The organism is Nocardia sp. NPDC003183 (assembly GCF_053590715.1).
Genome location: NZ_JBSFTG010000004.1, coordinates 347,305 through 373,108, shown reverse-complemented (window position 1 = coordinate 373,108; position 25,804 = coordinate 347,305). Strand labels below are relative to the sequence as shown.

The window sequence follows — 25,804 nt, the reverse complement described above, 5'->3', positions numbered from 1 at the left end:
CGTAAAACCGGGCCAGGGGCGGGTGTACCTCGCTGTGTTTGTCGGAGCGCTGACGCGCTCGAGTCGGGGCGGGCCCCTCTCGGTAAAGACATACCGGGCGGGGCGGACGGGATTGACTAGACTCGGCCCGTGCGTCCCGCCGATACGGTTGGCGTCGTGAGGGCGGGAGTCGATCCGGCACCGGTGCCTGCGCCGGGGCCGCCAACACCGCCGACGGTGCCGATCCGCCCCTTGCGTTTCCGCGAATTGCTCGATGAGCCGTTCGCCCTGATCCAGGCCCATATCCGGACCTTCGCGGTGCTCGGCGGCAGTGCGCTCGTGATCGGTGTGCTCGTCGCGCTCGGGGTGACCGGTCTGGTTTCCCACCTCACCGACGGCTCCGACGCGGGCACCGCGTGGGCGGCGATCCTGGCGACCGCGGCCTGCGTGTGGGTGGTTCGCCTGGTCCTGCGCGGCGCGACCGTCGCGATCGCGCTCGCCGACTTCCACGGGGTGCGCTACGGCGTGCTCGACGGGTTGCGGGCCGCGGGCAGGCAGGCGACGCCGCTGGTGCTCGCGCAGATCATGTTCACGCTCACCGGGATCGGGGTGCTGCTGCTCGGCAGCATTCTGGTGATCACCTATCCGCTCGCGCTGATCTGGCTTTCGTATGTCCGGGCGCGGCGGTTCGTCACCGAGCCGGCGATCGTGGCCGAGCACGCGGGTTTCGGTGTGGGCGTTGCCCGTTCGAAGGAGCTCGTGCAGGGTGCCGACTGGTCGACCGCGGGTCTGTGGCTCACCCAGCGGTGCATCTTCGCGGTCCTCGCGGTGCCCGCGTTCGGAATTCCGTTCTTCCTCTCCGACTTCTCCGGCACTCATCGCTGGGCTTTCATCACCCTGCTCGTCGGCGGGTTTCTGCTGGTGGTGACCGTGAGCGAGATCGTCGAGGCGACCAGCCGCGTGCTGTGCTACATCAGCCGGCGGTGTGTGCGCGAAGGCATGGACATTCGAATTCCCGGTGATCGCCGGTGACCGAGTTCCCTGACGGCGTCCCACCGCAGCCCCGTCTCGGCGCCGCCGCCGAACATCGCGCCGCCGCCGAGAACGCCGCGGGCCGCCGCGATTACGACCGCGCACTGCGCGAACGCTTCCGCGCCGTCCTGCGCGGACTCGAACAGGACGGCAGCTTGCCGGTGCGCCGCTCGCGCACCGCGCAGGAGACCGCCGACGACGCGACCACGGCATTGCCGCTGGAGCAGTCCACCGAATTGCATCCGGCGGCACGGAGTTTCGACGAGGTCGTCTACGGCGGACGTAGCGCCACCGAGGACGAGTACCGTCGGCTCGAATACGCCGACCGGTACTCCCAGTCCGCACCACCTCCCGTTCTCGATCCGCTCGAGGTCGAGGTGGTCGAGCGAGAACCCAAGCAGCGCAGGAAGCTTCCACCCCTGCCCCCGATCCTGCGCAGCCCCCGCTTCTGGGCGGTGCTCGCGGCGGGACTCGCCATCGCCCTGCTGGTCTACGCCACCATGCAGTCGTGCGGCGCCCCCAACGCACCCCACCCGCCCGATCTGCCCAACCCACCCGACCCGCCCGAGCCACCTCCTGATGACAACGACCTCGATTTCGGCAGCGGCAAGGACTCGATCTTCACCCGCCTGCCCGGCTGGCTGGCGTTCGGCGGCTTGCAGTTCCTGCTCGCCTTCGTGGCGCTGATCTGGTGGCGGGCCCGCAGGCGTGGCGCGCTGGTCGGCGAGCCGCGCCCGGTCGAGGTCCCCGCGAACGAGCTGCTCGCGGGACAGGCGGGCCTGTATCGCCGCTCCGGCGACGTGGCCCATGTGGCCCATGTCCTGCGCGCGGCGACGCTGCGCCGGATCACACCGCGGCTGGGCGGCGAACTCACCGGCGATCAACTCGTCGAAGCCGTGTCCAGCCGTCTCGGCGTACCCGGCCGGCAGATCGGCACTGTCCTGTTCGGCGAGGTGCCGGACGAGACAACCCTCCATTACATTGCCGCACACCTCGAATGGATCGAGACGGAGCTCGGATGACAAATATTTCCAAGGACGCTGTGCTGCTCGAGACGCCGAGCGCGCAGGAGGCCGCGGCGGCACTGGCCGCACTGCGCACCGAGATCGGCAAGGCGGTGGTCGGCAACGACCAGGCCGTGCTGTACCTCGTGCTCGCCCTGCTGTGCCGCGGTCACGTGCTGCTCGAAGGTGTTCCCGGCGTGGCGAAGACGCTGCTGGTGCGCGCCCTGGCCACCTCGCTGGCGCTCGAGCACGCACGCGTGCAGTTCACCCCGGACCTGATGCCGGGCGATGTCACCGGATCCCAGATCTACGACCCGCATTCGGCCGAGTTCACCTTCCGTAAGGGTCCGGTCTTCACCAACCTGCTGCTGGCCGACGAGATCAACCGCACCCCACCGAAAACCCAGTCCTCGCTGCTGGAATCGATGGAGGAGCGCCAGGTTTCGGTGGACGGTCAGCCGCGTCCGCTGCCCGATCCGTTCGTGGTGGTCGCCACCCAGAACCCGATCGAGCAGGAGGGCACCTATCCCCTGCCCGAGGCGCAACTCGACCGGTTCCTGTTCAAGGTCGACATCCGGCTGCCCGACCGCGACGACGAGTTCCGCATCCTGCAACGCCACGCGAGCGGCTTCGATCCGCGCGACCTCGGCGCCGCCGGACTGCGCCCGGTGGCCGGACCCGAACACATCGCGGCCGCGCGCGCCGCGGTGGGCCAGGTGACCGTGAGCCCGGAGGTGCTGGCCTACATCGTCGATCTGTGCCGTGCCACCCGCTCCTCCCCCGCCGTCGCGCACGGCGCGTCCACCCGTGGCGCGACCGCGCTGCTGGCCGCCGCCCGCGCCTTCGCCTGGCTCAACGGCCGCGCGTACGTGACGCCCGACGACGTGAAAACCGTGGCGATGGCGGTACTTCGGCATCGCTTGCAGTTGCGGCCGGAGGCCGAGCTGGACGGGGTGAGCACCGAGGGCGTGCTCTCGTCGTTGCTGGTCTCGGTGCCGGTTCCGGTCTAGCGACGTGGTGGTCACAGGCCGGTTCGCGCTGCTCGCCACGGTCGCGGCGGCGGTGGTGATGTTCGTGGTGCCGACATGGGCCGGCGTGCTCGGCGCCTGCGCGGTGCTGGTGGCGCTGCTGCTGACCGATATCGCGCTCACCGCGCGCGCGGATGCGCTGTCGCTGACCCGTGATCCGCTGACGGTGGTGCGGCTCGGACGCGGCACCGAGGTGGAGTTGGCGGTCACCAATACCGGCACGGCCACGGTGCGGGGCCTGCTGTGGGACGCCTGGCCCGACAGCGCGCGTGCCGACATCCGCGAACACCAGCTGGATCTGGCCCCGCACACCCGAATCCGGCTGCGCACCAGCCTGACTCCCACTTATCGCGGTGATCGGGTCGCAGGCCCGGTGACGGTGCGGCTGCTCGGTCCGCTGGGTCTGGCCGGACGGCAGAGCCGGATCGACGTGCCTGCCAGGGTGCGCGCGCTGCCCGCGTTTCGCAGTGAGCGGCTGCTGCGTTCGAAGGTGAAGCGGCTGCATCATCTCGAGGGGCGCAATGTCGCCAATACGCGCGGGCAGGGCACCGAGTTCGATTCGTTCCGCGAGTACGTGGCGGGCGACGACGTGCGCAGCATCGACTGGCGGGCCACCGCGCGCGCGAACGACGTGCTGGTGCGGACGTGGCGGCCGGAACGCAACCGGCACATGCTGATGGTCCTCGATACCGGGCGGGCCGGCGCGGGCCGGGTCGGTGAGGGAACGCGGCTCGACAGCGCGATCGAAGCGGCACTGCTACTCGGTGGTCTGGCCGCCGCCGCGGGCGACACGGTCGACCTGCTGGCCTACGACCGCCGAGTCCGCGCGGAAGTGAGTGGCGTAGGCGGTAATCAGCTGCCTTTGAAACTTATGCACACCCTCGCCGGGGTTACTCCACAGCTGGTGGACACCGACACCGACGGGCTGGTACGCACCGTGATCTCGCGGGTTCGACGGCGGGCATTGATCGTATGGTTCACCAGTCTCGACGGGCCGACCGTCACCGAGCACCTGTTGCCCGCGCTGCCGACGCTGACACGGCGTCATCGGGTGCTGATCGTCTCTGTGATCGATCCCGACATCGCGGCGGCGGCGAGTGACCGTTCGCAGGTCTACACGGCGGCCGCGGCCGAGACTGTGCTGGCCGAGCGCGCGCTCGTGCAGGAATCGCTGCGGCGGCGCGGGGTGGCCGTGGTGGCCGCGGCACCCGATCGACTGCCCGAGGCGCTGGCCGACGAATACCTCGAGCTCAAGCAGTCCGGCTCGCTGTGATCGGCGGCATCGCGAATTGTGCACAACCGCACGTGGTTGTGGATAACCGCAGTTTCCACCGGTACTCACAGTTCATCCACCGACTCACCAACAGATTCATCCACAGGTGGGTTTGTGCACAGGTGGGTTCCCGCGCAACCTGATTCGTGCACAGGCGATTCATCCACAGGCTGTGGAGCTACACCCGTGAAAGCTGCTGTCGCCGAGCGAGAATCGCGCCGAGCACGTGATAGGGCGGGTAGCCGACGGGCACCGGGCAGCGCAGTGCGGCGCACATGGCCTCGACGAGCTGGGTGCCCAGATAGTGCTGTGTGGGCGGCGTCAGCGTGGGCAGCCTGGTCAGATACCGCCGTGCTGCCGCGGCCAGTTCGTCGGAGATCCCGCTCGGATCCAGCTGCGCCGACCAGCCTGTCAACCAGGGCGGGGCGACCGCCAGCGACGGTGCCGGCATGGTCTGGCGGGTGTGCACAACTACCGTCCCGGCGAGCACGTCACCCACTCGTCTGCCCTCGCGCGAACACAGCGACGTGACAACCGCGACCGCGCCGAACGCACCGAGCATCCAGAAATCCACAATCGCGCCCGCGAGGCCGCGGGTGAGCGCGTGCCGGAAGTCGATCGGCCCGGCGTCGGCGCGCACAACACGCAGGCCGAAGGCCAGCTTGCCCAGTGACCGGCCGCGCGAGACGGTTTCGCTGACCACCGGATAGGCGATCAGCACGGCCACCAGCGTGATGACCGCCGTCACCGAGAACCAGGCCGAGTCGGCATCGGTGGCCAACAGCACGAGCATCAGGACATATTCCAGCGTCGCGGCGAGGGCCAACTGGAGCATCAGGTCGAGCAGAAAAGCGCCCGCACGGCTGGGGATGCGCGCGATGGGGAGATCGAGCGCCACCGCTTCGCCGGTGGTGAATTCAGCCATGTGGCTAGCATTCCCGATATGGACACCGATGCCTACAGCTGGGCACGTCAACGGTCGTGGTATCGGCTCGATCAGCTGGTCCGCCAGCGCAAGCTGTCCGGCGCGGAGGCCGACGAGCTGGTCCGGTTGTACCGGTCCACGTCGCAGCAGCTGGCGAGATTGCAGGGGCACCACCCGGATCCGGAGCTCGTCGGCCGGCTGAGCGCGCTGCTGGCGCGGGCCCGTGGGCGGGTGCTGGCGGCGCGGTCGCAGCCGTGGCGCGAGGTCGGCCGGTTCTTCACCCGGCACTTTCCCGCGGCTGTGTACAGAGCTTGGCCGTGGTGGTTGGGGACAACTGCGATCTTCCTCGGCGTCGCGGGCGTGATCGGCGTGCTTGTGGATCGTTCGGCGGCGGCCCGCGATGCGCTGGGGATACCGGAGGGCGACCTGTCGGATGTCACCGGACCTGGGGGTTCGTTCGAGTCGTACTACTCCGCCCACCCCAACGAGGCCTTCGCCGCGAAGGTGTGGACACACAATTCGCTGGTATCGGCGATCGCGTTGTTCACCGGTGTCCTGATCCTCCCGGCTGTGTACGCACTGTTCATGAATGCGCTGAATCTGGGGATAACCGGTGGATTGATGGCCGAGGCGGGGCGACTGGATTCGTTCTTCGGCTTCATCCTGCCGCACGGCACGCTGGAGCTCACCGCGCTGTTCGTCGCGGGCGGGGTGGGGTTGAAGCTCGGGTGGACGCTGGTCGACCCGGGCCGGCGCAGCAGGGCGGCGGCGATGGCCAGGCAGGGGCGTGCGACCGCGACCGTGGCCCTCGGGCTGGTGTGCGTGCTGCTGGTATGCGGCCTGCTCGAGGGTTTCGTGACGCCGAGTCCGCTGCCTGCGCCCGTACGGATCGCACTGGGGTTCGCGGCCGAGGCGCTGTTTCTCTACTACGTCTTCGGGATCGGCCGGCGGGTGGCCGAGGAACAGGATGCCGCGGCGGTGGTGCCGGTCGCGGCGGCGGATCCGGCCGATCGGTGGCTGATGACGCCGGCGAAGGCCGTTGACCGGGCGTGAGTTCGCAACTGTGCGTGCATTTGTGAGGCCGACAACTCCGAGCACACCGCGTCGGGACAGCACCGGACAATCGGCAGCTACAGAAGGTTAAGAGACGGTGACGAACTCCCCCATTTGAGTTCCGCTGGCCGCAGTGAGTCGGGCTCGAACTGCGGCCAGCGTTACCGTCAACTGTACACAATCGTTATGCCCACGCAACCCCCAACGCGCAGGTCCGGGGTAGGAATTGTGAACCTGCAAAGCCCTGTGGACGCACCGATTTTCACACCTCTAGCAAACTTCTGGCGCGCCCCTCACCGAGCAGTTGGCAGCACCGAGAATTCACCCCGAGCAAACCTTCGATAACGAATCACGCACCCTCGACGGGTCCCGCTCGCGAATGTCGGGCAAGGTTGCTTCGGATCACACTGAGGCCAAGACATAGCTGTCACCTGGGGTTTCGGCAACGGAATTACGGTTGCCGCCTACTTGAAACGTTAAAAGAAACCTCAGGTTTGTTAACTACGTTGCAAACGAGATGCGCGCCCAGCAATCACAGTGAAACACCGAATTCATCGCCTCAAACTGGACGAACGACTGGTTGCGAACGGTCCGCCGAACGGACAGAAATCGGCAGAAGAACATCCGGAATACAAGCTTGCACAGGCAGTGTGACCTTCGCCTCACCTGCGAGGATCAGGAGTATCCGACGGCGCGAGCGGGCATGTGCGCCTCGGCAGGGGCAGCAGCGATACCGGCAGGCCACGGTGGTCATCGGGCTGCCGAAACAGACGCGAGGTCGGGTTCAACGCGCGAGAGGGGCTCAGCCGATTCGAACGACCTCGGTGACGTTGCCTGCCGCACCGGGTGATGAGCGCGGCTCGCTGTAGCGGGTCCCCGGCGACCGTGCCCGGCAGCGGAGTCGAGGGGCGTACGGCGCCGGTCGAGGGGTCGACAACGGCAGAGTCGAATCCGTCGAGGGGGGTTGTCGCGTCGGCCCCGATGCGCCGCCGGGTGCGGAGGCCGCCGTCGACGACCAGCCGACCCGCGTTGCCGAGAGAGGCGTACCACCGCGCCGAGCAAGCCGCCCTCGGCCGACGGCCGACGGCGGCGCGAAAATGCCGCCTACGATGGCGAAATGACCGGGGTCAAAGATCGCCTGCTCACGACAATCGCCGGACAGCTCGGGAATCCGCACGGTGTGCTCGGTAAGGGCGTGGCGTTCGTCCTCAATCGCGGGAACAAGCGGGCCATCGCGGCGGCGGTCGATGCCGCGGCGCCGCCCACCGGAGCGACGGTCGCCGATATCGGCTTCGGCGGCGGGGTGGGACTGGAGTTGCTGCTGGCGCGCGTCGGTGCCGAAGGCACGGTGCACGGCATCGAGCCCTCCCCCGACATGCTCGCCCGTGCCCGTGGTCGTTTCGCGGTGGAGGCCGCGGAGGGCCGCCTCCTCCTCGCCGATGGCACACTCACCGCGCTCCCACTGCCCGACGCGAGCCTGCACGCGGCGATCACCGTCAACACCATCTACTTCCTCGCCGATCTCCCGGCCGCCTGCACCGAACTCGCCCGCGTCCTGCGCCGAGGCGGCGTCGCGGTGATCGGCATCGGAGATCCCGACGCCATGGCCAGAATGCCCTTCACCCCTTATGGATTCACGTTGCGCCCGGTTGCCGATGTGGTGGCGGCGCTGAGTTCCGCGGGACTGACGGTGGAGCAGCGCACCTTGCCGAATCCGCCCATCCCCCACCACCTGCTGATCGCCCGCAAGGCCTGACCCAAGTCTTGACCGACCGGTCGGTCATGGCTACCGTCGGTCCATGACACCGTTCACCGTCACCACGCCGTACGGCGAGATCGCGGTACACCTGAGCGGATGCTCGCCCGACGACGCACCGGGACTGCTTCTGCTGCACGCGAATCCGGGTGACCATCGCGACTTCGATCAGATCGTGCCGGCACTGGGCAGGACATGGGCCGTCGCCGCGGTCGACTGGCCGGGCTACGGCGCGTCCACGGTCACCGACCCGAACGCTGTCACCGTCGACGCGCTCGGCGACATCGCCGTGCGGGTGTCGACATCGTTGGCGCAGATCGGTTTCGGTTCACTCACCGTGATCGGCAACAGTGTCGGCGGATACGCCGCAGTGCGGTTGGCCGAGCGCGCACCGGACCTGGTGCGCGGGCTGGTCCTGGTGCAGTCGGCCGGGTTTGCACCGCTGAATCCGTTGACCAGAGCCATGTTCGGGCTGATCGCGCGCCCCTCGGTAGCCCGTCGGTTCGTCGTCCCGCACGCGCGGCTCTACCTGGGCTCGCTGCGCAACGAGGGTGTTCGCCCCCTCTTCGAGCGGGCACGCGAGGTATCCGGCGATCCGATCCGGCTCGCCGTATATCGCAGCCTCTGGCGGAGCCTGGACGACCCGCGCGTCGACCTGCCCGCCGCGGCCCCACTGCTGCCCGGGCTACCCGTCCAGGTCGTCTGGGGCCGCGACGACCCGACCAATCCCTGGCTGATGAACCGGCGCGGCATCACCCGCGCCCTGCCCGGCGCGCCGGTCGCCGTACTGCCCACGCGGCACGAACCGTTCGCTCAGGCGCCCCGGTTGTTCCTCGACGCTGTGCGCGAGTTCCTCACCGCCCGTGCTGAAATGCCGCAATGAGATCCGCCGAACCCGGGCGCCGCGCCCTCCTGAACGCGGGCAGGCAGCTACTGGCCACCGAGAATCTGAGCAAGCTCTCGGTCAACGCGATCGCGGCCGAGGCCAAGATGGCCAAGGGCAGCTTCTACCAGCACTGGCCGAGCCGCGAGTCCTACATACTCGCCCTGCACCGCGCCTTCCACGACGATCTCGACGACCAGGTCAGCGCGGCGACCGCCGATCTCCCACCCGGCGAAGCACGCCTCGCGGCCGGGATCGCCGCCTACCTCGACGGCTGTCTGGCCGCCCCCGCGACGAAGGGCCTATTAGTACAGGCCAGAACCGACGCGGGTCTGGCCACCGAGGTGAGCGCCCGCAATTCCGCCGCCGCCGGCCTGCTCGCCACGAACCTCACGGCGATGGGCTGGTCCGACGCCGCGCCCGTCGCCGTCCTGTTGGTAGCCGCGATAGCCGAAACCGCCCTACTCGAGCTGGACGCACAGTCGCCCCGGCCGGATCTGCGGGCGGCCCTGTTTCGCATCGCCCGTCACTGACCCCGGAAACGACCGAAGGCCCGATCCGGAAGGATCGAGCCTTTAGTCTTGTGGGCGAAGGGGGACTTGAACCCCCACGTCCTTACGGACACTGGCACCTGAAGCCAGCGCGTCTGCCATTCCGCCACTCGCCCGAGCGACTGGAAAAATCTAACATGCCCCGCGGCCGAAAATAAAATCGATTCCCTGACCTGCGGCGATGTCGATTGAAAGGGCGCGGGAACTGGGTCACGCCGCCGGGAGTTACCCAGGTAGAGGATCGTGGATATCATGCAAGGAACGTGGTCGGGTCCGGACACGCCGTAACCAGCGTGTCGAGGAGGGCGGACACGCGCACCGAAGGGAGGGCTGTGATGGGCATCGTGTCGAGATTCGAACGTCGCTTGCAGGGCGCTGTCGGTGACGTGTTCGCGAGGGTGTTCGGCGGCAGTGTGGTTCCCCAGGAAGTGGAGGCCGCGCTGCAGCAGGAAGCCGCAGATCAGATCCAGGATCTGGAGGGCGGGCACCGTCTCGCGCCGAACAGTTACGTGATCACGATCAACGAGACCGATCACGGCAAGCTGGACGCCGATCACGACCTGACAACCAAAGCGTTCGCCAAACATCTGCAGGATTACATCCGCGAGCAGGGCTGGCAGACCTACGGCGAAGTACACGTGGCGTTCGAGGCATCACCTACGCTGCACACCGGAATGTTCAGAGCGAGCGGCCGCGTCGACCCCGACGCCGGTCGTGGGACGGCCCCACCTCGCCCCGGACCGCCACAACGACCCGCACACCCGCAACCAGGAGCTGGCCCCATGACGCATAACTCAGGCTACGAGCCCGGCCGAGAGCCCGCGGAGTCCGATCCACGCAACCGCGGGTACGCACCGCCGCCCGCCGGCGCACCAGGGGCTTCCTACCCGGCCGACGATTACGGCCGCGGTGGCGGCTACGGCGCGCCCGAGGCGCAGCCCGGATACGGCGACGCATACGGCCAGCAGGGCGGCGAATACCAGAACGGCTACGACCCCGCCGCGCCCGCCCAGCAGGGCTACGGCCAGCAGGGTGGCTACGGCGCCGCGCCCGCGTACGGCGAGCCCGGCTACGACCAGCAGGGCGGCTACGACCAGCAGGGCGGCTACGGCCAGCAGGCCTACAGCCAGCAGGGCGGCTACGGCGCGCAGGGCGGCCAGGCCGGTTACGCCGACCCGGGCTACGACCAGCAGGGCGGCTACGGCCAGCAGGGCTACGCCGAACCCCAGCAGCAGGGCTACGGCCAGCAGGGTGGGTACGGCCAGCAGGGCTACGCCGACCCGGGCTACGACCAGCAGGGCGGCTACGGCCAGCAGGGCTACGCCGAACCCCAGCAGCAGGGCTACGGCCAGCAGGGATACGGCGCGCAGCCCGGTTACGCCGAGCCCGCCTACGGCCAGGAGGAGCAGGGCGGCTACGCCCAGCCCGCCGCCGGTTACGGCCAGCAGGGCTACGGCCAGCAGCAGGGCGCGGGCTACGGCGCCGCCCAGTCGAGCTACTCGGCCACGCTCCAGCTCGACGACGGCAGCGGCCGCACCTACGCGCTGCGCGAGGGTTCCAACATCATCGGCCGCGGCCAGGACGCCCACTTCCGGCTACCCGACACGGGGGTGTCGCGTCGCCATATCGAGGTGCGCTGGGACGGCCAGACGGCCATGCTCTCCGACCTGGGTTCCACCAACGGAACGCTCGTCAACGGTTCCCCCGTGCAGGATTGGCAGCTCGCCGATGGCGACGTCATCCGGGCCGGACATTCCGAGATCCTGATCCGGATCGTCTGATCCCGTAAGCTGCGCGGTGCACGTCACGAGTCGACGCTGTCGGCTCTATGATGCTGCCATTACACGCACGGTCCCGACCTCGGGGCCCGCAAGCCAGCACGCTGGTGGGGGTGGTTCGCCCCGCACCTGCCGTACCGACGTACCCGGGCGAACAGGAGGTGGAACGCCGTGCAGGGATTGATCCTGCAATTGACCCGCGCGGGGTTCCTGCTGCTGCTCTGGTTGTTCGTCTGGGCCGTTCTGCGGACCTTGCGCAGCGATATCTACGCGGCATCCGGCATACGGATACAGCCGAGGGCAACCCGCGGAAATCGCGGATCCATCGGTCTGCCCTCCTTCAGCCGAAGCCAGAAGGGCGCCAAGTATCTAGTGGTGACTCATGGTTCACTCGCCGGCACTCGAATCACCCTCGGCACGCAACCGGTCCTCATCGGACGCGCCGACGATTCCACGCTGGTACTCACCGACGACTACGCCTCGACCAGGCACGCGCGACTGTCTCAGCGTGGTGACGACTGGTACGTGGAAGACCTCGGTTCCACCAACGGCACATATCTAGACCGCGCGAAAGTCACCACCGCCGTCCGTGTTCCGCTCGGCACTCCTGTGCGAGTCGGCAAAACAGTGATCGAGCTGCGATCGTGACACTTGTTCTGCGCTACACCGCGCGAAGCGACCGCGGACTCGTCCGGGGCAACAACGAAGATTCGGTCTACGCGGGCGCACGCCTGCTAGCGCTGGCCGACGGCATGGGTGGGCACGCCGCCGGAGAAGTGGCCTCCCAGTTGATGATCGCCGCGCTGGCGCATCTCGACGACGACGAGCCCGGCGACGACATCCTCGGCAAGCTCGACCACGCCACGCATTCCGGCAACGCCGCCATCGCCGACCACGTCGAGGCCGAACCCGAACTCGACGGCATGGGCACCACGCTCACCGCCATCCTGTTCGCGGGCCGCAAACTCGGCCTGGTCCACATCGGCGACTCGCGTGCCTACCTGCTGCGCGACAGCGAACTCGCCCAGATCACCCGCGACGACACGTTCGTGCAGTCGCTCGTCGACGAGGGCCGGATCACCGCCGAACAGGCGCACACCCATCCCCAGCGTTCGCTGATCATGCGTGCCCTCACCGGCAACGAGATCGAGCCGACGCTGATCATGCGCGAAGCCCGCGCCGGTGATCGTTATCTGCTGTGCTCCGATGGGCTTTCGGACGTGGTGAGTGACGAGACCATCGGCAACACCATGCGTGAGGGCAACACCGACGAGTGCGCCGACCGGCTCATCGAATTGGCGCTGCGCAGTGGTGGGCCTGACAATGTGACCGTTGTCGTCGCCGATGTGATCGACCTCGACTACGGCCAGAGCCACCCGATTCTCGCGGGCGCCGCCTCCACCGAGGAGGAGGAAGACTCCCCGCCGCCGAACACCGCGGCAGGGCGTGCCGCCGCGATGCGTCCGCCGCGGGCGCAACCGCGCCGGGCAGCCGCCGCACCACCGCCGCCGGAGACGAAGTCGCACAAGCTGCGCTGGCTGCTGCTGTCGCTGGCGTTGATCGCCGCGGTCGCCGTCGGACTCGTGGTGGGCTACAAGATGATTCGCAGCAACTACTACGTGGGCGCCGACAACGACAAGGTGGTCGTGATGCGCGGCCTGCCCGGTTCGATCCTCGGCTACTCGATCCACGATGTGGAGCTGACGGGCTGTGTGAACAGCAAGAGCGAGCTCACGCTCGTCGAGGTCGGCAAGTCCGCGCCGAGTGGGTGCAAGCCGCTGCTGGTCAGTGACCTGAAGCAGACCGGGCGCGACCAAGTGCAGAAGGGCCTGCCGCCGGATTCGCTGGACAAGGCGCGCGGCAGCATGAAGGTGCTGGCGCAGAACGAGCTCCTGCCGCCGTGCCCGAAGAAGGAATCGGTACCGCAGCCCGGCGTGCTGCCGCCCGAGCAGACCCCGGTGATCCCCGGCGGCGCACCGACTCCCGGCCCCGACCAGCCCGCGACACCGACCACGACCACGCCTGCCCCGACCACCACCGTCCCCCCGACAACCCCGCAGATCTCAGGGGAGAACTGCCGGGTGACGGACTGATGTCCGCACCGCCACCGCCGTCGGCTGGGGCGTTCCCCAGTCCCCCTGGTGGATTCGCGCCGGCGCCGCCGCCGTCGACGCGACGCAACCAGGAGTTGCTGCTGCTGGCGGGCGCGGCGGGCATCACCACGGTGTCGTTGTTCATCGTCGAGGCGAGCCAGGAACAGTCGATCACCACCGACATCGCCAAGTACGGGGTGGCTTTCCTCGCGCTGTTCGGGATCGCGCATCTCGCGGTGCGCCGGTTCGCGCCGTTCGCGGACCCGCTCCTACTACCGATTGTGGCGCTGCTCAACGGATTGGGACTGGTGCTGATCCACCGGCTCGATCTCGCCGAGGCGCAGAAGGCGGCGTACGACGCGACATCGGTCCCCTCCCCCGACGCCAACCAGCAGATCATGTGGACCGGCCTCGGCATCGTGGTGTTCATCAGCCTGCTCATCGTCTTGCGGGACTACCGCACGCTGGCGCGCTACACCTACACACTAGGCCTGGTAGGGCTGGTCGCGCTGGCGATTCCGGCACTGTTGCCGAGCCGGTTCTCCGAAGTCAACGGCGCCAAGATCTGGATCCGGCTGCCCGGATTCAGCATGCAGCCGGGCGAATTCGCGAAGATCCTGCTGATCATCTTCTTCGCGGGCGTGCTGGTGGCCAAGCGTGACCTGTTCACCGCGGCGGGCAAGCACTTCCTCGGCATGGAATGGCCGCGACCGCGCGATATGGGCCCGATCCTGATCGTGTGGATCGTCTGCATCGGCGTACTCGTGCTCGAAAAAGACCTCGGCACTTCGCTGCTCATCTTCGGCACGGTGCTGGTGATGATCTACATCGCCACCGAACGGGTGGGCTGGCTGATCATCGGCGGCGGCCTGCTCGCGCTCGGATTCGTGTTCGCCTACGAACTGTTCGGGCACGTACGCGTGCGCGTGGACACCTGGCTGCACCCGTTCGACGACTACCACAACACCGGGTACCAGATCTCGCAGTCGATGTTCGGCTTCGCCACCGGCGGACTCGCAGGCACCGGCCTCGGCAGCGGACGGCCCCAGCAGGTGCCCTTCGCCAAGACCGACTTCATCGTCACCACCATCGGCGAGGAACTCGGCCTGATCGGGCTCACCGCGGTGCTGATGCTGTTCCTGATCTTCATCGTCCGCGGGTTGCGCACCGCGCTGGCCGTGCGGGACAGCTTCGGCAAGTTGCTCGCGGCGGGCCTGTCGTTCACCATCGCGATCCAGATCTTCGTGGTCGTCGGCGGTGTCACCAAACTGATTCCACTCACTGGTCTGACCACGCCGTTCATCTCCTATGGTGGTTCGTCGCTGCTGGCGAACTACGCGCTGCTCGGGCTGTTGATCAAGATCTCCGATGCGGCCCGCGCACCGGCACCGGCCCGTAAGCGCGCGCCCGCCCCGATCGCGGACGCGGCCACCGAACTGGTCCGCAGGCCGGAAAGCAGGGTGAGCGAATGAACACACCTCTGCGTCGCGTCGCCGTCGCCGTGATGGTGATGGTGGTGGCGTTGCTCGTGAACGCGACCTACCTGCAGGTGGTCAAGGCCGACGACCTGCGCAGCGATCCGCGCAACTCGCGGGTGCTGCTCGACGAGTACTCACGCCAGCGCGGTCAGATCTCCGCGGGCGGCACGGTGCTCGCCGGCTCCGTCGCGACCGACGACCGGTACAAGTACCTGCGCGAATACCCCTCCGACCCCTCGGCGTACGCGCCGGTCACCGGTTTCTACTCGATGCAGTACGGCAAGACCGGGCTCGAGCTGGCCGCGGATCCGCTGCTCTCCGGCAACGACTCGAGTCTGTTCGGCCGCCGGCTCATCGACATGTTCTCCGGACGCGATCCGCGCGGCGCGAATGTGCTCACCACGCTGAATCCGATGATGCAGCAGGTCGCCTACGAACAGATGACGTCGAAGGGCTACACCGGCGCCGTCGTGGCGATCGAGCCGAGCACCGGCAAGATCTTGACCATGGTCTCCACGCCCAGCTACGACCCCAACGAGCTGTCGGGCCACGACGGCGCGGCGGGTCGCGCCGCCTGGGAACGACTGAGCACCGATCCGAGTCAGCCGATGCTCAATCGCGCCGTCTCGCAGACCTATCCGCCGGGGTCGACGTTCAAGACCGTCGTCACCGCGGCCGCACTGTCCAACGGCGTCGCCGGTCCGAACGACCAGTTCACCGCCGCGCCCAACATCACCCTGCCCGGAACCAGCACCACGCTGGAGAACTACAACGGCAGCACCTGCGGCGACCAGCCGACGGCCAGCCTCTACGACGCGTTCCGGCGTTCGTGCAACACCGCGTTCGTCGAACTCGGCGTGAAGGTCGGCGCGGCGAAGCTCAAGGACGAGGCCGCCGCGTTCGGCATCGGAGTCGAGGATCCGCCCGGTGTGCCGATCCCGGTCGCCGAATCGACCGTCGGCCCGATCCCGGACAACGCCGCGCTCGGCCAGTCGAGCATCGGCCAGCGCGATGTGTCGGTGACGCCGCTCAATGTCGCGGTGATCGCCGCGACCATCGCCAACGGCGGCACCAGGATGCAGCCGTATCTGGTCGATCAGACCCAAGCGCCCGATCTGTCGGAGCTCAGCAAGACCAAGCCGGTCAGCGTCGGGCAGGCGGTGAGCCCCCAGGTAGCGTCGACCCTGACGGATCTGATGGTCGCCTCGGAAGCCAATACCGCGGGCGGCGGACGGTCGCCGTACCAGATCGCGTCCAAGACCGGAACCGCCGAACACGGCAGTAATCCCCGTAACACCCCGCCACACGCCTGGTATATGGCCTTCGCGCCCGCGCAGAACCCGAAGATCGCCATCGCGGTGATCGTCGAGAACGGCGGCGATCGGGCCCTGGCGGCCACCGGAGGTTCGGTAGCCGCGCCGATCGCCAGGTCGGTACTGGACGCGGGCCTGGCAGGGGGCTGAACGAAATGAGTGTGCGAGTGACAACACGGGGGCCCCGATGCTGAACAACGGCGCCATGATCGCCGACCGCTACCGCCTGCAGCGGCTCATCGCCACGGGCGGTATGGGTCAGGTGTGGGAGGCGATGGACACCCGGCTCGACCGCCGGGTGGCGGTCAAGGTCCTCAAGACCGAGTTCTCCGCCGACCCGACCTTCCGTGCGCGGTTCCGCGTCGAGGCGCGGACCACCGCGCAGCTCAACGCGCCCGGGATCGCGGGCATCTACGACTACGGCGAGACCACCGACCCATCGGGCGGCGAGACCGCCTACCTGGTGATGGAGCTCGTGCAGGGCGAACCGCTCAACGCGGTGCTCAACCGGATGGGCAGGCTCTCGGTCGTCCAGGGTCTCGACATGCTCGAGCAGACCGGGCGCGCGCTCGAGGTCGCCCACGCGGCCGGAGTGGTGCACCGTGACGTGAAGCCGGGCAATATCCTGGTGACGCCGACCGGACAGGTGAAGATCACCGACTTCGGCATCGCCAAGGCGGTCGACGCCTCACCGGTGACCAAGACCGGCATGGTGATGGGCACCGCCCAGTACATCGCGCCCGAACAGGCCGTCGGCGAGGACGCCACCGCGGCGTCGGACGTCTACTCCCTCGGCATCGTCGGCTACGAAGCACTGGCCGGCGTCCGCCCGTTCACCGGTGAGGGCGCGATCACCGTCGCGATGAAGCACGTACGCGACGCACCACCGCCGATGCCCGACGACCTGCCCGCGAACGTGCACGAACTGATCGCCATCACCATGGCCAAGGACCCGCTGCAGCGCTACCGCAGCGGCGGCGAGTTCGCTGATGCCGTGGCCGCGGTGCGTGCCGGGCACATGCCGCCGCTCCCCGGTGGCGCCACCGGTCCGTCGATGACCGGGGCCACCCGGGTACTTCCGCCCGGCCCGACCGTGGTGCTCCCCGCCGCCGCGGCAGCCGCGGCCGCGGCGGACTACGACGGCGCGACCATGCGCTTCGGCCATCAGCCCGGCGGTCCGGTCGGTCCGCCCACCGGCGGTTACGGCGGTCCGGCCACCCAGGCTTCCGCGCCCGCGCCGGTGCCCGCGAGCAACGCCAAGAACAACCAGAAGTGGCTGATCGCGCTCGGTGTCGGCGCGCTGCTGCTCGGCGGTGGTGTGCTGTGGCTGCTGTTCGGCGGTGAACCGAACCGGGATTCGGGGACCACGACCACCACCGTGCAGACCACCAAACCGCTGCCGCCGCCGGTGACCACCACCCGGCCGGTCCCGCCGCCGCCGGTGACCACCGAGGAACCGCCGACCACCACGCAACGTCCGACGACGACCACCGAGCCGCCGACGACGACCACCGAGCCGCCGACCACCACGACGGTGCCCCCGACCACCACGACCAAGACCAAGCCGACGACCACACCGAAGCCGACCAAACCGGAGCCGACCACCACGGCGCCGGCCGCGGGCACCACCACCGTCGGTCGTCCCCGGCTGCCCACCTTCGACCTGCCGTTCCCCGATGGCGACACGGCGGTAGGCCCGACCATAGGACAACCATGACGACCCCGAAGAACCTCTCCTCGCGGTACGAGCTGGGCGAGATCATCGGGTTCGGCGGCATGTCGGAGGTGCACCGCGCCCGCGACGTGCGGCTGTCGCGTGACGTGGCGATCAAGGTGCTGCGGGCCGATCTGGCCCGCGATCCCACGTTCTACCTGCGGTTCAAGCGCGAAGCCCAGAACGCGGCCGCGCTGAACCACCCGGCCATCGTGGCCGTGTACGACACCGGCGAAGCCACCGTCGACGGCGGGCCGCTGCCCTACATCGTCATGGAATACGTCGAGGGCGACACCCTGCGCGACATCGTGCGCGGCAAGGGACCGCTCGCGCCGCGCAAGGCGATGGAAGTCGTGGCCGACGTGTGCGCCGCGCTCGACTTCAGCCATAAAGCCGGGATCGTGCACCGCGATATGAAGCCGGCCAACATCATGATCAACCGCGCCGGTGCGGTGAAGGTGATGGACTTCGGCATCGCGCGCGCGATCGCCGACAGCGCCAACCCGATGACCCAGACCGCCGCGGTGATCGGCACCGCCCAGTACCTCTCGCCCGAGCAAGCGCGCGGCGAGACCGTCGACGCGCGCTCGGACGTGTACTCGGTGGGCTGCGTGCTCTTCGAGATCCTCACCGGGCAGCCGCCGTTCACCGGTGATTCGCCGGTCGCGGTCGCCTACCAGCATGTGAAGGAGGATCCGCCGCTACCGTCGTCGGTCAATCCCGGCGTGCCGCGTGAGCTCGATTCGGTGATCCTCAAGGCGATGGCCAAGAACCCGGCCAACCGCTACCAGACGGCAGCGGAGATGCGCGCCGACCTGATCCGGGTGCTCGGCGGGCAGAAGCCCAGCGCGCCGATGGTGATGAACGAGGAAGACCGCACCGATTACGACGACGAACCGGGCCCGCGGAGTTTCCACGACCGCCGCGACGACACCTCCGAGCATCCCGTGGTCGGGCCCGACGGCGAGGAACGTAACCGCACCGGGCTGATCGCACTCGGTGTCGCGGCCGCGCTCGCTGTGGCGTTCGGCCTGTTCTGGGTGCTGGTCGGTCCAGGTAGCCGGGCCGATCAAGTTGCCGTCCCCGATCTGTCGGGCAAGCCCGCGCAGCAGGCACAGGACGACCTCCAGCAGGCCGGTTTCCACGTGGCCAGGCTGGAGAAGCCGGACGGCAAGGTGGCGCCGGGCAATGTGATCGCGACCCAGCCGCTCGGCGGTTCGCGCATCGACAAAGGCAGCACGGTGACGTTGCAGGTCTCGACCGGGCCCACGCAGGTGCAGTTGCCGCGGCTGATCGGGATGAGTCAGGCCGATGCCGAGCAGAAGCTGAATTCGCTCGGTCTGCAACTGGATCCGAATGTGGTGCGCAAACCGTCGAGCACCGCCGAGACCGACAAGGTGATCGCCCAGGACCCGAGCGCGGGTGTGCGGGTGGACATCGACCGGCCGATCGTCGTCACCATCGGCGGCGGGCCGGAAGAGGTGCGTGTGCCGACCGTGGTGGGCCAGGACATCTCCATCGCTCAGCCGAATCTGGTCGCCTCCGCCGGTTTCAAGGTCGAGATCCAGGAAGTGAAGTCCTCGCTGCCCAAGGGCCAGGTGCTCGCCACCAACCCGGCCGGCGGCAGCAACGCGGAGAAGGGCTCGACCATCACGGTTCAGGTCTCCGCCGGTGACCGGATCACCGTCCCCGATCTGACCGGGCTCACGCCGGTGCAGGCGCAGGAGACGTTGCGCGGGCTCGGGTGGACCGGTCAGCTCAGCCAGACCACGGTGATCACGCTCGACGGCAATGCCTCGGGCAAGGTCGTCGGGCAGAATCCGGCGGCCGGTTCGGCAGTGACGATCAACGGCAATGTGGTGCTGCACGTGGGAGCGTCGCCGATTCCGCGATGAGGTCTCGATTGGATGGCGAACACGCCCGCCGCGTCCGCGCGGGCGCAGAATGAGGCTGCTTTCATCCCATCCAGCGTTGCTGACGAGGAGGTAGCCCCCTATGACGACAGCCAGGGACATCATGAAGCCCGGTGCGCAGTGGATCACCCGTGGTGACACCGTGACGACCGCGGCGACGGCGATGGCCGATCTCGGGGTCGGATCGATCGTCGTCGCCGATGACGACGAGCGCATGTGCGGCATCATCACCGACCGCGACATCGTGGTGAAGTGCGTCGCGCTCGGTCTGTCACCTGATCTGACGACAGCGGCGGAACTCTGCGAGTCGACGCCGCGGTGGGTCAGCGCGGACGCCGATGTGGAAGACGTGCTCGACCAGATGGAATCGCACCGCGTGAAGCGGATGCCGGTGATCGAGAACAAGCGCCTGGTCGGGATGATCAGCGAGGCCGATCTGGCTCGGCACCTCGATGACAATCAGCTCGGCGAATTCGTGACCGCCATCTACGGGCGGCCCTGAGCTAACTGAGGTCGAGGTGGGTGTTCATCGACTTGGCTTCCGCGGCCAGGTCGGTGAGCTCCACCACGCGCACGCCATGGGTGCGGAGTTTGTCCACACCCTCGCAGGCGGCGACGAACAGGCTCGGCTCGCGCCAGGCGATCACCACCGTGGGGATGCCGGCGGCCAGGATGCGATCGGTGCACGGCAGCCGGGTGGCGGTGGCGCGGGTGGAGCACGGTTCGAGGGTGCTGTAGATCGTGGCCCTGGTCAGGCGGGGGTCGTCGGGGTCGAGCTTGTTGAGCGCGGACTCCTCGGCGTGCACCTTCTCGTCGGTTTCGCGAGAGAAGCCGGTCGCGATCTCCACCCCGTCGGCGACGATTACGGCGCCGACCGAATAGGCCGTCTCGCTGGGCGGACAGTTCCTGGCGAGCGCTATCGCCCTGTGCATGAACCGGTGGTCGGTGTCGTCGTGGCTCATGTCATTTCCCTGTGGTCGGCGAGTTATCCACAACTCTCGCGTGATGTGGAATCGGTCATGTTCAGGTGTGGAGCAAAGTTGTCCGTGAACTGTGGACAGCTGAATTTTCCCAGGTCAATGCAGTGATTCTGTTCGCGGTATCAGTTAGTTGCGGGGCTGTGGATCGGGGCTGACCAGGTAGTTCAGCACAGCGACATCCCCAAGTTGTTCCACACCCGCCAGGTGCAACCTGCGACCGGCCCCGCCGGGGAACTGCGCCGGTCCGACGAAGCGCGGCGCCGCCGGATCGCCGACCAGGATCGGCGCGATCGCCAGCCGGATCTCGTCGACCAGATCGGCCGCGAGGAAGCCGGTGTGCATGCCGGTACCCCCTTCGACCATCAGCCTGTGGATACCTCGCGCGCCGAGGTCGGCGACGAGGGCCGGGAGCGCGAGACGCTCGCCGAGGCTCACCACCTCGGCGAGTCCGTCGAGCCGGTCGCCCAGCCTCCCGGCACCCGCATCGGAGGTGTAGACGAGTTTGTCGCCGCCGGTGTGCCAGAAGCGCAGCCCCGGATCGAGATCACCGGAATCGGTGACGGTCACCTTCACCGGGAACTCCGGTTCGCCCGCTGCCACCCGAGCGGCCCGGCGCTCGGCGCTGTTCACCAGCAGGCGGGGGTTGTCGGTGCGCAGCGTGTGCGCACCGATCAGGATCGCGTCGGATTCGGCACGGATCTGGTCGACCCGATCGAAGTCGGCACTGTTCGACAGCAGCAGGCGCTGTGCGCTCGCGTCGTCGATATAGCCGTCCAGACTCGCCGCCACCGACAACCGCACCCACGGCCTCACTGCGTGACCAGCGCGGCGACCTCCGCCTCGAGCGCGGCGACGAGTGCCTCGGACGGACGTTCGCCGCAGACCTCGAGCCAGTTGGCGAGCATCCGGTGGCCGCCCTGGGTGAGCACGGACTCGGGGTGGAACTGCACGCCGTGGATGGGCAGCGTGCGGTGACGCATCGCCATCACGATGCCGCTCTCGGTGTGGCCGACCACCACCAGCTCCTCGGGAATGGTTTCCGGGAGAACCGTCAGCGAGTGGTATCGGGTGGCGGTGAAGGGGTCGGGCAGGCCGGCCAACACGCCGGACCCGAGATGGAAAACATCACTGGTCTTGCCGTGCAGCAATTCGGGCGCCCGGTCGACGGTGCCGCCGAACGCCTCGCCGATCGCCTGGTGCCCGAGGCACACGCCGAGCAGCGGCTTGTTGTGCCGGGCCGCCGCGTGCACGAGCGGGATGCTCGCGCCCGCCCGGTCGGGACTGCCTGGGCCGGGGCTCACCAGCACGCCGTCGAACGCTCCACCCTCGTCCCCGACGGTGAGCAGGGTGTCCAGATCGTCGAGGCGGGGGTCATCATTGCGCCAGACCACGACGTCGGCACCAAGCTGGCCGAGGTACTGCACCAGGTTGAACACGAAGCTGTCGTAGTTGTCGACGACCAATACACGCATGCGTCGAGGGTACGGGAGTTGCGATAGCCTAGGAGTTACCTGTACTCCGAATTCGAGGACGTCATGCCCAAGTCCAAGGTCCGCAAGAAGGCCGACTACACCCCGAGCCCCGCCAGCCGCACGCCGGTGAAGGTGAAAGCGGGGCCGTCGCCGGTCTGGTACGTCGCGATCATGCTGGGCTTCATGCTCGCCGGCTTGGTGTGGCTGATCGTCTACTACCTGGCGCAGGACCACATCAGCTTCATGCTCGATCTGGGCGCCTGGAACTTCCTGATCGGGTTCGGCCTGATGGTCATCGGCCTGGTCATGACCATGCGATGGCGCTGATCGCAGCGGATTACACCGGTGTTATTCATGCACACCTGTGGATAACCCTGTGCACAACTCGAGGATAGAGGGGCGAACAACCGCGTGAACGATGCACAACCCGTCTCGTGGTCCACCCCTGTCGCAGGTCTGCTCGCCATCAGCGGTGGCGGAATCCTGCTGGCCGTGCTGGCAGTCCTCGCCCAGGACGGCCCGAGCAGGCTGCTCATCGGCATCGCCGCCGTCGCCGTGCTGGCGATGTCCGCACTCGGCATCCGGCAGCGCCCTCGGCTCACCATGGTTCCCGGCCCCGCGCCGCGGCTGGTGGTCGGCACGCTCACCGGCCCGAAGGACTACCCACTCGACCGGATCGACCGGATCCGGATGGTCTCTTACCGCCGCATCGGCCGCAAATCCGCGATGCTCGAGGTCGACGTGCGCCACGAGGACACCGAGCGATTGCTGATCTTCGGCCGCTGGGACCTCGGTACCAATCCCCACGACGTGTACGACGCTCTGGTCGTCAACGGCTTCGCCTCGGTGACTTCGGACTGACGTTGTTTCACGTGAAGCAAAGAGAACTCCCCGCCGCGACGGTCCGCGGCGGGGAGTTCTGTGTGTGGCCTTGATCAGTCGATCGTGACGGCCGAGATGATGACCGGCTCGTCGGGGCGATCATTGCGATCGGTCTTCACCGAGGCGATAGCGTCGACGACCTTGCGCGAATCGGGGTCGACCACCTCCCCGAAGATCGAATGCTTGCGGTTGAGGTGCGGCTGCGCGCCGACGGTGATGAAGAACTGCGAACCGTTGGTCTCGGTGCCGGCGCCCGCATTCGCCATCGCGAGCAGATAGCCCCGGTCGAAGCGCAGATCCGGGTGGAACTCGTCGGCGAACTCGAAGCCCGGCCCACCACGGCCGGTGCCTGTCGGATCGCCGCCCTGGATCATGAACCCCGGAATGATCCGGTGAAAGACGGCGCCGTCGTAGAACGGGCCACTTTCCGTCCCACCGGCATTGACGGTGGAGTACGGCGCGGTGCCGTCGGCGAGACCGACGAAGTTGCGCACCGTCTTCGGGGCGTGGTTACCGAAAAGCGCGATCCTGATATCGCCGTGGTTGGTGTGCAGAGTTGCCACGGCCGTCTGATTGGGTGAGGTCACGCAGTTATGGTGCCACGCGACACGTCGAATCTGTTTGTGCCACAGTGGTCGAATGAAGCTTCGTAATCCGCTGCTCGCGTCGATCGCGCTCGCCGGGGCGGGCGCCCTGGCCTACCTGGCCCGCGCCAAGCGTCCACAACTGCCGGAACCCGCCGCCGAGCCGCCGCGTCTGGGGTATTCCCGCAACGGCTCGGCGCACTAGTTCCGGCTGTTGTTCAGCGACTGACCGACTTCTTGTACTGGATCTGAGCCAGCGGCACGAAGACGATCAGGATCACCACGATCCACATCAGCGTGGTAGTCACTGGATGCTGCATCGGCCACGCGTCCGAGGGCGGCGCCATCGGGTTGACGTTGCCGAACAGGTCACGCACCGCCTGGGTGAGCGCCGAGACCGGGTTCCATTCGGCGAAGACCCGCAGCGGAGCAGGCATGTTGTCGAGCGGAACGAACGCGTTCGACAGGAACGTCAGCGGGAAGATCACCATGAAGCTGGCGTTGTTGAACACCTCCGGCGCGCGCACGATCAGGCCGACCACGGCCATCATCCACGACAGCGCGTAGGCGAACAGCAGCATCAGCGCGTACGCGAGCACCGCGTCGAGGAACGATCCGCGGATCCGCCAGCCCACGACCAGACCGGTCAGCGACATCACTACCAGGCTGACCACGTTGATCACCACATCGCTGATCGTGCGCCCGACCAGCACGGCCGACGGCGCCATCGGCAGCGACCGGAACCGGTCGATGATGCCCTTCTGCATGTCTTCGGCCAGGCCCGCACCGGTGAAGGTGGCGCCGAACACCACGGTCTGGGCGAAGATGCCGGCGATCAAGAACTCCCGATAGCCACCTTCGAGCCCGGGGATCGAGATCGCCGAGCCGAAGACGTAGGCGAACAGCAGCACGAACATGATGGGCGACAGCGTCGTGAAGATCAGCACGTCGGGTACGCGCTTGATCTTGATGACGTTGCGTTTGGCGATGGTGATGCTGTCGCTCACCACCATCGACAGTCGTTCGCCGAGGCTGGGAGGGTGCAGCTCGGCCTTGTCGAGTGCGACGGTCATCGGTTCTTTCCTTCCGCGGCGCCCACGGTCTCCGACTCGCGATCGCCGTTGACGAGTTCTTCGGCCTCGTGCCCGGTGAGCGTCAGGAAGACGTCGTCGAGCGAGGGTCTGCGCAGGGCGACATCGTTGATGTCCACCTTGTGCTCGGTGAGCCTGCCGATGGCGGTGACCAGGTCCTGTGACCCGTCGGCGACCGGCACGATGAGCTTGCGCAGGCCGGGTTCGAGATGGATCTCGCCGTCGGCGAGCCCGCTGAGCACCTGCTGGGCGACGGCGAGCTGGTCGGCGGCGCCGACGGTGAGTTCGATCCGGTCGCCGCCGACGAGGGCCTTGAGTTCGTCGGCGGTGCCGCGGGCGATCACCTTGCCGTGGTCGATCACCGCGATCGAATCGGCGAGGCGGTCGGCCTCGTCCATGTACTGGGTGGTGAGCAGCAGGGTGGTGCCGCCGGCGACCAGCTCCTCGATGACGTCCCACAGGTCGAGCCGGGCACGCGGGTCCAGACCCGTGGTCGGTTCGTCGAGGAACAGCACCGGCGGGTTGGCCACGAGGGCGCCTGCCAGGTCGAGCCGCCTGCGCATACCGCCCGAGTAACCCTTCACCGGCCGGTCGGCGGCGTCGCTGAGGCGGAAGCGGTCGAGCAGTTCGCGGGCCCGCTCCTTACTTCGCTGGGTGCCGAGGTGGTAGAGCCTGCCGACCATTTCGAGGTTCTCGAAACCGGTGAGGTATTCGTCGACGGCGGAATACTGGCCGGAGGCGCCGATGCGCGAGCGCAGGGCCTGTGGATTGCCGAGCACATCGATACCGGCGACGGTGGCGGTGCCCTCGTCGGGTATCAGCAGCGTGGTGAGAACGCGAACAGTCGTGGTCTTTCCCGCGCCGTTGGGGCCGAGAAGCGCGGTGACGGTACCTTCCGGAACGGACAGGTCGAGTCCGTCGAGGGCGACGAGCTGCCCATACCGTTTGACCAGACCCTCGGCGACGATTGCGTCGGGCATGATTCTCCTGAAGTCGTGGTTGGCGATGCTGTGCCCAGTATT

At 67.9% G+C, this 25,804-nt stretch carries 26 protein-coding genes and 1 tRNA gene; 19 read left to right on the top strand and 8 right to left on the bottom strand.

Going from position 1 to position 25,804, the window contains the following annotated elements; all coding sequences use genetic code 11:
* The first annotated feature begins 156 nt into the window (after positions 1-156).
* From ACWDXS_RS17640 to ACWDXS_RS17625, 4 genes are read left to right on the top strand one after another with little or no spacing between them, the layout of a single operon-like run.
* Positions 157-1,011, top strand: a complete 855-nt coding sequence (locus ACWDXS_RS17640) for a hypothetical protein (protein WP_378989401.1) — start codon at positions 157-159, stop codon at positions 1,009-1,011.
* Positions 1,008-2,033, top strand: a complete 1,026-nt coding sequence (locus tag ACWDXS_RS17635; RefSeq protein ID WP_378989400.1) for a DUF4129 domain-containing protein — start codon at positions 1,008-1,010, stop codon at positions 2,031-2,033. The genes ACWDXS_RS17640 and ACWDXS_RS17635 overlap by 4 nt, the downstream gene beginning before the upstream one ends.
* Positions 2,030-3,025 carry an AAA family ATPase gene (locus ACWDXS_RS17630; protein WP_378634537.1) on the top strand — a complete coding sequence of 332 codons (996 nt, stop codon included), beginning with the start codon at positions 2,030-2,032 and terminating at the stop codon, positions 3,023-3,025. The genes ACWDXS_RS17635 and ACWDXS_RS17630 overlap by 4 nt, the downstream gene beginning before the upstream one ends.
* A 4-nt stretch (positions 3,026-3,029) precedes the next feature.
* Entirely contained in the window at positions 3,030-4,316 is a 1,287-nt protein-coding gene (locus ACWDXS_RS17625) for a DUF58 domain-containing protein (RefSeq protein ID WP_449966789.1), read from the top strand.
* A gap of 178 nt (positions 4,317-4,494) precedes the next feature.
* Here the strand turns inward: ACWDXS_RS17625 and ACWDXS_RS17620 are convergent, their stop codons facing one another.
* Positions 4,495-5,241 (bottom strand): RDD family protein, encoded by a 747-nt coding sequence (locus tag ACWDXS_RS17620; RefSeq protein WP_449966786.1) that lies wholly within the window; start codon positions 5,239-5,241, stop codon positions 4,495-4,497.
* Between the two features lie 18 nt (positions 5,242-5,259).
* On the opposite strand from ACWDXS_RS17620, the gene ACWDXS_RS17615 reads away from it, so the two are divergent.
* From ACWDXS_RS17615 to ACWDXS_RS17600, 4 genes are all read left to right on the top strand, one after another.
* Positions 5,260-6,294: a stage II sporulation protein M gene (locus tag ACWDXS_RS17615; RefSeq protein WP_379312233.1), complete on the top strand. Its 1,035-nt coding sequence runs from the start codon at positions 5,260-5,262 to the stop codon at positions 6,292-6,294.
* A 1,117-nt stretch (positions 6,295-7,411) separates the two neighbouring features.
* Positions 7,412-8,050, top strand: a complete 639-nt coding sequence (locus tag ACWDXS_RS17610) for a class I SAM-dependent methyltransferase (protein WP_449966783.1) — start codon at positions 7,412-7,414, stop codon at positions 8,048-8,050.
* Between the two features lie 43 nt (positions 8,051-8,093).
* The gene (locus tag ACWDXS_RS17605) at positions 8,094-8,933 is read left to right on the top strand and encodes an alpha/beta hydrolase (RefSeq protein WP_449966780.1); all 840 of its coding nucleotides are present in this window, start codon (positions 8,094-8,096) and stop codon (positions 8,931-8,933) included.
* The gene (locus ACWDXS_RS17600; RefSeq protein ID WP_379313260.1) at positions 8,930-9,466 is read left to right on the top strand and encodes a TetR/AcrR family transcriptional regulator; all 537 of its coding nucleotides are present in this window, start codon (positions 8,930-8,932) and stop codon (positions 9,464-9,466) included. The genes ACWDXS_RS17605 and ACWDXS_RS17600 overlap by 4 nt, the downstream gene beginning before the upstream one ends.
* 51 nt (positions 9,467-9,517) lie before the next feature.
* On the opposite strand, the gene ACWDXS_RS17595 is transcribed toward ACWDXS_RS17600, so the two are convergent.
* Positions 9,518-9,600 (bottom strand) — tRNA-Leu (locus ACWDXS_RS17595).
* Between the two features lie 219 nt (positions 9,601-9,819).
* On the opposite strand from ACWDXS_RS17595, the gene ACWDXS_RS17590 reads away from it, so the two are divergent.
* The 8 genes from ACWDXS_RS17590 to ACWDXS_RS17555 all read left to right on the top strand — a co-directional run bounded on the left by ACWDXS_RS17590 (position 9,820) and on the right by ACWDXS_RS17555 (position 20,275).
* Positions 9,820-11,265 (top strand): DUF3662 and FHA domain-containing protein, encoded by a 1,446-nt coding sequence (locus tag ACWDXS_RS17590; protein WP_449966776.1) that lies wholly within the window; start codon positions 9,820-9,822, stop codon positions 11,263-11,265.
* Positions 11,266-11,433: 168 nt separating this feature from the next.
* Complete coding sequence (locus ACWDXS_RS17585; protein WP_062992366.1) at positions 11,434-11,910, top strand: FHA domain-containing protein FhaB/FipA; 477 nt, start codon at positions 11,434-11,436, stop codon at positions 11,908-11,910.
* Positions 11,907-13,355, top strand: a complete 1,449-nt coding sequence (locus ACWDXS_RS17580; RefSeq protein ID WP_449966771.1) for a PP2C family protein-serine/threonine phosphatase — start codon at positions 11,907-11,909, stop codon at positions 13,353-13,355. Before ACWDXS_RS17585 ends, ACWDXS_RS17580 begins: the two co-directional genes overlap by 4 nt.
* Positions 13,355-14,827: an FtsW/RodA/SpoVE family cell cycle protein gene (locus tag ACWDXS_RS17575; protein ID WP_378634561.1), complete on the top strand. Its 1,473-nt coding sequence runs from the start codon at positions 13,355-13,357 to the stop codon at positions 14,825-14,827. The genes ACWDXS_RS17580 and ACWDXS_RS17575 overlap by 1 nt, the downstream gene beginning before the upstream one ends.
* Entirely contained in the window at positions 14,824-16,296 is a 1,473-nt protein-coding gene (locus ACWDXS_RS17570; protein WP_378989391.1) for a peptidoglycan D,D-transpeptidase FtsI family protein, read from the top strand. Before ACWDXS_RS17575 ends, ACWDXS_RS17570 begins: the two co-directional genes overlap by 4 nt.
* A 37-nt stretch (positions 16,297-16,333) precedes the next feature.
* Positions 16,334-17,863: a protein kinase domain-containing protein gene (locus tag ACWDXS_RS17565; protein ID WP_378989390.1), complete on the top strand. Its 1,530-nt coding sequence runs from the start codon at positions 16,334-16,336 to the stop codon at positions 17,861-17,863.
* The gene (pknB, locus tag ACWDXS_RS17560) at positions 17,860-19,755 is read left to right on the top strand and encodes a Stk1 family PASTA domain-containing Ser/Thr kinase (RefSeq protein WP_378989389.1); all 1,896 of its coding nucleotides are present in this window, start codon (positions 17,860-17,862) and stop codon (positions 19,753-19,755) included. Before ACWDXS_RS17565 ends, pknB begins: the two co-directional genes overlap by 4 nt.
* A 100-nt stretch (positions 19,756-19,855) precedes the next feature.
* Complete coding sequence (locus ACWDXS_RS17555) at positions 19,856-20,275, top strand: CBS domain-containing protein (protein ID WP_378634571.1); 420 nt, start codon at positions 19,856-19,858, stop codon at positions 20,273-20,275.
* Between the two features lies 1 nt (position 20,276).
* Here ACWDXS_RS17555 and ACWDXS_RS17550 read toward each other — a convergent pair whose 3' ends face one another.
* From ACWDXS_RS17550 to ACWDXS_RS17540, 3 genes are all read right to left on the bottom strand, one after another.
* Entirely contained in the window at positions 20,277-20,735 is a 459-nt protein-coding gene (locus ACWDXS_RS17550; protein ID WP_379316821.1) for a deaminase, read from the bottom strand.
* Positions 20,736-20,879: 144 nt separating this feature from the next.
* Entirely contained in the window at positions 20,880-21,554 is a 675-nt protein-coding gene (locus tag ACWDXS_RS17545; RefSeq protein WP_387446023.1) for a RibD family protein, read from the bottom strand.
* Between the two features lie 8 nt (positions 21,555-21,562).
* Positions 21,563-22,225 carry an aminodeoxychorismate/anthranilate synthase component II gene (locus tag ACWDXS_RS17540; protein ID WP_387446024.1) on the bottom strand — a complete coding sequence of 221 codons (663 nt, stop codon included), beginning with the start codon at positions 22,223-22,225 and terminating at the stop codon, positions 21,563-21,565.
* 63 nt (positions 22,226-22,288) lie between these two features.
* On the opposite strand from ACWDXS_RS17540, the gene crgA reads away from it, so the two are divergent.
* Both crgA and ACWDXS_RS17530 read left to right on the top strand, forming a co-directional pair.
* Positions 22,289-22,552: a cell division protein CrgA gene (crgA, locus tag ACWDXS_RS17535; protein ID WP_387446025.1), complete on the top strand. Its 264-nt coding sequence runs from the start codon at positions 22,289-22,291 to the stop codon at positions 22,550-22,552.
* Between the two features lie 84 nt (positions 22,553-22,636).
* The gene (locus ACWDXS_RS17530) at positions 22,637-23,086 is read left to right on the top strand and encodes a PH domain-containing protein (protein ID WP_378989385.1); all 450 of its coding nucleotides are present in this window, start codon (positions 22,637-22,639) and stop codon (positions 23,084-23,086) included.
* A 74-nt stretch (positions 23,087-23,160) separates the two neighbouring features.
* On the opposite strand, the gene ACWDXS_RS17525 is transcribed toward ACWDXS_RS17530, so the two are convergent.
* Positions 23,161-23,694 carry a peptidylprolyl isomerase gene (locus tag ACWDXS_RS17525; RefSeq protein ID WP_378634585.1) on the bottom strand — a complete coding sequence of 178 codons (534 nt, stop codon included), beginning with the start codon at positions 23,692-23,694 and terminating at the stop codon, positions 23,161-23,163.
* Positions 23,695-23,746: 52 nt separating this feature from the next.
* Here ACWDXS_RS17525 and ACWDXS_RS17520 point away from each other — a divergent pair, with 52 nt between their 5' ends.
* Positions 23,747-23,896: a hypothetical protein gene (locus ACWDXS_RS17520; protein ID WP_170112099.1), complete on the top strand. Its 150-nt coding sequence runs from the start codon at positions 23,747-23,749 to the stop codon at positions 23,894-23,896.
* Between the two features lie 13 nt (positions 23,897-23,909).
* On the opposite strand, the gene ACWDXS_RS17515 is transcribed toward ACWDXS_RS17520, so the two are convergent.
* Together ACWDXS_RS17515 and ACWDXS_RS17510 are read right to left on the bottom strand one after the other, a co-directional pair.
* A complete protein-coding gene (locus tag ACWDXS_RS17515) occupies positions 23,910-24,704 on the bottom strand; it encodes an ABC transporter permease (RefSeq protein ID WP_449967021.1) in 795 nt (264 codons plus the stop codon).
* Between the two features lie 56 nt (positions 24,705-24,760).
* Entirely contained in the window at positions 24,761-25,762 is a 1,002-nt protein-coding gene (locus ACWDXS_RS17510) for an ATP-binding cassette domain-containing protein (RefSeq protein WP_378989383.1), read from the bottom strand.
* Between the last annotated feature and the right edge of the window lie 42 nt (positions 25,763-25,804).

What these genes read in the sequence shown, in the direction of transcription:
- ACWDXS_RS17630 (WP_378634537.1), top strand. Translation starts at nt 2,030, where the DNA reads ATGACAAATATTTCCAAGGACGCTGTGCTGCTCGAGACGCCGAGCGCG.
- ACWDXS_RS17620 (WP_449966786.1), bottom strand. Translation starts at nt 5,241, where the DNA reads ATGGCTGAATTCACCACCGGCGAAGCGGTGGCGCTCGATCTCCCCATC.
- ACWDXS_RS17615 (WP_379312233.1), top strand. Translation starts at nt 5,260, where the DNA reads ATGGACACCGATGCCTACAGCTGGGCACGTCAACGGTCGTGGTATCGG.
- ACWDXS_RS17610 (WP_449966783.1), top strand. Translation starts at nt 7,412, where the DNA reads ATGACCGGGGTCAAAGATCGCCTGCTCACGACAATCGCCGGACAGCTC.
- ACWDXS_RS17605 (WP_449966780.1), top strand. Translation starts at nt 8,094, where the DNA reads ATGACACCGTTCACCGTCACCACGCCGTACGGCGAGATCGCGGTACAC.
- ACWDXS_RS17600 (WP_379313260.1), top strand. Translation starts at nt 8,930, where the DNA reads ATGAGATCCGCCGAACCCGGGCGCCGCGCCCTCCTGAACGCGGGCAGG.
- ACWDXS_RS17590 (WP_449966776.1), top strand. Translation starts at nt 9,820, where the DNA reads ATGGGCATCGTGTCGAGATTCGAACGTCGCTTGCAGGGCGCTGTCGGT.
- ACWDXS_RS17575 (WP_378634561.1), top strand. Translation starts at nt 13,355, where the DNA reads ATGTCCGCACCGCCACCGCCGTCGGCTGGGGCGTTCCCCAGTCCCCCT.
- ACWDXS_RS17570 (WP_378989391.1), top strand. Translation starts at nt 14,824, where the DNA reads ATGAACACACCTCTGCGTCGCGTCGCCGTCGCCGTGATGGTGATGGTG.
- ACWDXS_RS17565 (WP_378989390.1), top strand. Translation starts at nt 16,334, where the DNA reads ATGCTGAACAACGGCGCCATGATCGCCGACCGCTACCGCCTGCAGCGG.
- pknB (WP_378989389.1), top strand. Translation starts at nt 17,860, where the DNA reads ATGACGACCCCGAAGAACCTCTCCTCGCGGTACGAGCTGGGCGAGATC.
- ACWDXS_RS17555 (WP_378634571.1), top strand. Translation starts at nt 19,856, where the DNA reads ATGACGACAGCCAGGGACATCATGAAGCCCGGTGCGCAGTGGATCACC.
- ACWDXS_RS17550 (WP_379316821.1), bottom strand. Translation starts at nt 20,735, where the DNA reads ATGAGCCACGACGACACCGACCACCGGTTCATGCACAGGGCGATAGCG.
- ACWDXS_RS17540 (WP_387446024.1), bottom strand. Translation starts at nt 22,225, where the DNA reads ATGCGTGTATTGGTCGTCGACAACTACGACAGCTTCGTGTTCAACCTG.
- crgA (WP_387446025.1), top strand. Translation starts at nt 22,289, where the DNA reads ATGCCCAAGTCCAAGGTCCGCAAGAAGGCCGACTACACCCCGAGCCCC.
- ACWDXS_RS17520 (WP_170112099.1), top strand. Translation starts at nt 23,747, where the DNA reads ATGAAGCTTCGTAATCCGCTGCTCGCGTCGATCGCGCTCGCCGGGGCG.
- ACWDXS_RS17515 (WP_449967021.1), bottom strand. Translation starts at nt 24,704, where the DNA reads ATGGTGGTGAGCGACAGCATCACCATCGCCAAACGCAACGTCATCAAG.
- ACWDXS_RS17510 (WP_378989383.1), bottom strand. Translation starts at nt 25,762, where the DNA reads ATGCCCGACGCAATCGTCGCCGAGGGTCTGGTCAAACGGTATGGGCAG.